Genomic DNA, 5,666 nt, shown 5'->3' with positions numbered 1-5,666 from the left:
GAATTACCGAAAGCTCTGTTATCGTTAAGATAGCAGAGCTTTTTTGTGTCTTGTTGTACTAGCTTAATGAATTTGGATATAGACTATGAATAGTTCGATATATCCCAAGTTAAGAGTGCTGAGTAAAGATTGACAATGGTGGTAAACATTAAACGGTTATCTAGGTTACGTTTTTTTTACTAATCTCATAGCCTTTAACGTCTGTATGTGATTTAAAAGTGAGAAGAATACAGGTGAGAATAAATCTATTCTAGAATTATATAAGCTTTTCAATATATAAAACTTCTTTATATATATGTTAGTATTAGAATATAACTAAAATGGACTTAAACTTTTATTCAAGGGAGTAATTGGGCACGTGCTATAGGTTAATAGCTACCGAAGCTTGTGTGCAATTTAAGGTGATGAATATGAAAAAAACTAGGCTTGGCATTCTCATAGAAGATGAAACATTAGCATGGCACAAGTTTGAACCATTAAAATTTCTAGTTGATGAGGGTATCGTTGAGGTTTGTATCGCTGTTCAACGAAGTACAAAACAAAAATCTAATATATCTCGTGTAGCAGAGGTTATTCCATTTATTAATCAACGAATATTCTCTCTTCTTTCTCGTACTAAAAGTGATGTGAAGGGTTATTCTATCCATGATTTGGTCGCTAATGGCAAGATACCTATTATTACATCAACACCAAAACAGTATAAGTCTACTGATGAAATTGAAGACTCAGTTATCGAGAAACTTGAAGCTGCAGATCTAGATTACCTTCTTAAGATTGGTTTCCAGAACTTAACGGGGAAAGTCTTAAGTGTTGCAAAAAACGGTATTCTCTCTTTTCATTATGGTGACGAAACCATACAGCGAGGCGGACCAGCGCTATATTGGCAGTTTGCCGAACGATGGGACAATAGCGTAGTTAGCCTACACTTACTAAGTGATCATCTTAATGGTGACAAAGTTGTGGGGAGAGGTTACTGCACTTTGTTCTATTGGGACTATAACTTAACTGAGCATAAATTAAATGGGGTCGCAGCATCAATATTGTATTGGCATTTCCATAAAAATAAAATTGGAGTAGAGAGTGAAAAATTTGCTGATTCAATTGACGACCGCACGAACTATAAGACTCCTCAGCATTTAACGGCTATAAAGCATTTGACGGGTTATTTAAAGTATTACGCTGTGAAAACATTCTATAAAAGTCTTTATCTAAATCAATGGAGTATTTTTATCGGCCCTGTTGATCAATCAATACAAACATACACGGAAATATTACCTGAAAAAGGATGCTTTTGGGCTGATCCTTTTTATATTGAACAAGACTCAAGGCGCTATATATTCTTTGAAAGCTTAAACTATAAAGAAGATATAGGTCGTATAGAATGGGTAGAACTGAATGAAAGCAATCAAGTTATCGATTCTGGACCGATAGATTTAGGTATTAGCTCTCATTTAAGCTTTCCTAATGTATTCAAGTATAAAGATACGGTATATATGATTCCAGAAGCCGGAGAAACCCATTGTATTAACCTATTTAAAGCGAAGGACTTTCCGCAAAAGTGGGAAAAGGTTTGTGAATTGGTTTCTGGAGTTCAGTCAGCTGATAGTGCGGTCATTGAGCACAATGGCCTATGGTACCTCTTTACAACGCATGGTTCAATTTCAAGTCTTACATTGGATTTAGAGCTGCATATTTACGTTGCTGATAACTTAGAATCGGATAGTTGGACACTTCATCCATGTGCGCCGTTTAAGATTGACGTGCGTGGATCACGATTAGCAGGAGCGCTATTTTGGAAAGATGGCCAGCTGTTTCGTACTGCTCAGGATGGCACTATTAGGTATGGGCGTAGGGTTGCTTTGTATCTAGTAGAAGAGTTGACACCAACATCCTACAAAGAAACCTTTGTACGTTATATCGAACCTAATTGGGAGCCTGATATAGATCGTCTACATACTTATAATGTATATGATCAAACTGTCGTACTTGATGCCTCAAGAGATAGATTTCGCTTTACCGTATAGTCATTGAGAAGTTTTATGGCAACCGGTGATAATATTTTGTCTAAAACCCCCGATAAGCTCAGCCTATCGGGGGTTTTATGTGCATCTTACAAGCCTTGAATACTATTGATTCATCTCATCCCGTCTAAACACCCACGTCTTATTATCAGATAGCTCATCAACATAATAGTATCCTGCCAAATCAAACTGCTTTAATTGTTCAGCATTGGTCAGTTCATTATCGGCGGCATACTTTACCATCAGTCCACGTGCTTTTTTGGCATAAAAGCTAATCACTTTATATTTGCCATTCTTTTCGTCTTCAAATCGTGGTGTGATAATTTCCGCATTCAGCACTTTCTTTTTTACCACTTTGAAATACTCATTCGAAGCTAGGTTAACCAAGACCTTATCATCGCTATCTGCCATGCGCGCATTGATAGTATTAGTGACTTCTTCGCCCCAAAATTCATAGAGATTGTCACCGCGCTCATTTTTCAACTTGGTGCCCATCTCTAAGCGATATGGCTGGATTAAATCTAGCGGCTTTAGCACGCCATAAAGCCCCGACAAAATACCCAGATGTTTATTGACATAAATGGCAGTGTCTTTATCCATGTGATACATATCAAGACCGGTATAAACATCACCATCGAATAAATAACCTGCCGGCTTGGCAGTATTAACGGCAGAATCTTGAATAAATGGCTGCTCCTTGCTCCAGTGCCAGTCTTGATTACGCTTAGCATTTAACTGTGCCAAATCATCAGAAATACTCATCATCTCTTGTAAATCAATCGGCTCTTTGGACTTTAATATTTTCATTAATGCTTGCGAATGTTCGATCAGCTCAGGCTGACTATAGTTGTTACCCAAATTAACTGGTATAGCATCTTTCTCATTAAGAGATTTGGCAGGAGAAAGCAAAAAATACATGATTATTCCTTCTTGTTATGAATCAATGGCTATAGCTGTATGATGCACAGTTTATTTATTATACGTCATCCATAATTTTAACTTGACTTAATGACAATCGTTTTGTATTTTTGATTACAATCATAAAAATATTTCATGATTGTAACTAATATGTATGCCTTTATATTCCAATAGATTATAGGTTGTAAACGAAATATGGAAAGTAAAATATTTTCAATATAACAATAAAAGTTAGGATAGTGGTGTGAACACCAAACTTTTTATTTTACTTGTGGGTCATCATTAGACAATGAAAGTTAGCAGACGATATCTCTATAATAAAACGGCATGATGGTAAAAGCGCCATCATTTATTAAATTGATAGTCTTTGGTCATGAGCTCTACACTAACAGCGACCAAAGATTTTTTGTCCCCTGTGCTTTTTAAATGTGCGTTGAGGGTATCAAAAGTAATCACTAGACGTAAGGAGACAGTATGAAGATCGGTGTCATCAGTGCAGATAGCGCAAGCGAGAGTCGGGTTGCGCTAACCCCAGACGCGGTAAAAAAGCTACGCAAACTTGGGTTTGAAGTCGTCATCCAGTCAGGTGCAGGTCAAGCATCTTATTATGCGGATGAATTATATCAGGCTGCGGGAGCTGATATTGCCAATAGTAGCACCGAGGTCGTCACACAGTCTCAGATTATTACCACCGTCAATGATTTACCAACGGCAGTAACCGAGCATTTAACGTCTGGTCAAATCGTCATCGGTATGCTCGACCCCTATCGCAATACCCAACTTGATACTTATGCTGTTAAAGGTGCAACCGCTTTTGCGATGGAGCTGTTGCCACGTACATTGTCACGCGCGCAGAATATGGACGTCTTGTCATCGCAAGCCAATCTTGCCGGTTATAAAGCGGTATTGCTTGCTGCTAATGAATACTCACGTCCGTTTCCAATGTTTATGACCTCAGCGGGTACGGTTAAGCCGGCCAAGGTCGTTATCTTAGGTGTCGGTGTTGCTGGTCTACAAGCGATTGCGACGGCGAAACGTTTAGGCGCCGTCGTTGAAGCCAGTGATTTACGTCCGACCGCTCGCGAGCAAGTAGAGTCATTAGGTGGTAAATGGCTTGATGTGCCGATGAGTGCGGAGGAGGCTGAGATAGCTAAGTCTACAGGCGGCTATGCGTGGACGCCATCTGAGCAATATATCAAAGACCAAGCGGCTATCGTTGACAAAGCCTTGAGCAATGCTGACATTGTTATCACCACTGCACAGATTCCTGGTCGCCAAGCTCCGCGTTTGGTACACCAATCAACCATTGCCAAAATGAAAGCAGGTTCGGTGCTGATCGATATGGCTGCTGGCACTGGCGGAAACGTTGAAGGCAGTGTCCCTGATGAAACCATTACTACGCCAAATGGGGTACGTATCGTTGGTGCCGCTAATATTCCATCGCAGCTGGCGGCACAGTCTTCAGACTTATATGCCAACAACCTGGTTAATTTTATCACCACCTTAATTGCTCCTGCTACTACAGACGACGCTGCAGCAAATACACTGGCACTCAACTTAGACATGGAAGATGAGATTCAAGGCGCATTAGCCGTGACACATGCGAATCAAGTACGTCTTGCTAAACGCTAAGTGCTAAATGCTAAATTCCAGGTCTTGATATTTTCATTATCGTACATTTGCCAGACACGAAACAATTTTTAGGAGGATAAGATGATTGCCACTATTTTAGCGGCAGCGCCAGCCGGTGCGGCCATGAGTAGCACGCCATTCGTAGCGATTTTTACCGTATTTGTGCTTGCTATTTTTGTCGGATATTACGTCGTTTGGGGCGTCACGCCTGCCTTGCATACACCATTGATGGCCGTAACCAATGCTTTATCAAGTATTGTGATTGTCGGTGCGATGCTACAGACCGTCACCATTGATGGTTCAATATTTACACCGACCAGTTTGCTTGGGGCTTTTGCGGTATTTTTAGCCAGTATCAATATTTTTGGTGGTTTCGCAGTGACTGAGCGTATGCTTTCGATGTTTAAGCCAAAAGTAAAAAAAGCAGTAGTAACAGATACTGGGGGTGACGCATGAGTGACTTATCAAATATGATTGCGGCTAATGCGGACTGGTTTTATCTAGTCGGTGCCATTCTTTTTGTTTTGACGCTACGTGGTTTATCGAGCCCAAAAACAGCGATTCGTGGTAATCGCTTGGGCATGGTCGCCATGGCGATTGCTGTCATCACGACATTCTTTTTGGCAGAAGGTCCTGTGCTTTGGTTGATTATTGGTGCGATGGTGTTAGGTGCTATCGTCGGTATGTGGAAAGCAAAAACCGTCGCCATGACCCAAATGCCAGAAACTGTTGCCTTGATGCATTCATTTGTTGGTTTGGCAGCGGTAGCGATTGCATTAGCAACGGTATTGCATACTGAACAACAGCATGGCGCAGTTGCCCGTGTTGAATTGTTTATCGGTTGTTTCATCGGTGCGATTACTTTCTCAGCATCAGTTTTTGCTTTTGGTAAATTGGCAGCTAAGAGCTGGGCGAAAACCTTGGTTGGTGGCTGGGTCAAGCCAGCACAAGCACTGTTATTTATCGCGATGATTGCTTTTGGTGGTGTGTACTTCGTCACTGATTCATTGCCTGCCTTCTATGCGATGGCAGTGGTAGCGGTGATATTTGGTTGGATGTGGATTGCACCAATCGGTGGCGGTGATATGCCAGTGG

Annotated in this window: 5 protein-coding genes; 4 read left to right on the top strand and 1 reads right to left on the bottom strand. The window is 40.8% G+C overall.

The annotated features are described in order from the left end of the window. The first annotated feature begins 410 nt into the window (after positions 1 to 410). Positions 411 to 2,024, top strand: coding sequence for a glucosamine inositolphosphorylceramide transferase family protein (locus tag VLN09_RS08640; protein WP_325245619.1), 1,614 nt, complete (start codon positions 411 to 413; stop codon positions 2,022 to 2,024). A gap of 102 nt (positions 2,025 to 2,126) precedes the next feature. On the opposite strand, the gene yaaA is transcribed toward VLN09_RS08640, so the two are convergent. Then, on the bottom strand, positions 2,127 to 2,939 hold the full coding sequence (gene yaaA, locus VLN09_RS08635) for a peroxide stress protein YaaA (RefSeq protein WP_325245617.1): 813 nt from the start codon (positions 2,937 to 2,939) through the stop codon (positions 2,127 to 2,129). A gap of 474 nt (positions 2,940 to 3,413) precedes the next feature. Here yaaA and VLN09_RS08630 point away from each other — a divergent pair, with 474 nt between their 5' ends. From VLN09_RS08630 to VLN09_RS08620, 3 genes are all read left to right on the top strand, one after another. Continuing rightward, positions 3,414 to 4,571, top strand: a complete 1,158-nt coding sequence (locus VLN09_RS08630; protein WP_325245615.1) for an NAD(P) transhydrogenase subunit alpha — start codon at positions 3,414 to 3,416, stop codon at positions 4,569 to 4,571. Between the two features lie 123 nt (positions 4,572 to 4,694). Further along, complete coding sequence (locus tag VLN09_RS08625) at positions 4,695 to 5,027, top strand: proton-translocating transhydrogenase family protein (RefSeq protein WP_325245621.1); 333 nt, start codon at positions 4,695 to 4,697, stop codon at positions 5,025 to 5,027. Further along, positions 5,024 to 5,666 (top strand): NAD(P)(+) transhydrogenase (Re/Si-specific) subunit beta (locus VLN09_RS08620; protein ID WP_325245613.1); only part of this gene is annotated, 643 nt, incomplete at its 3' end. The genes VLN09_RS08625 and VLN09_RS08620, both read left to right, overlap by 4 nt.

Source organism: Psychrobacter sp. (assembly GCF_035469765.1).
Classification (GTDB): Bacteria; Pseudomonadota; Gammaproteobacteria; order Pseudomonadales; family Moraxellaceae; genus Psychrobacter.
This window is presented reverse-complemented; position numbering and strand designations above follow the sequence as displayed.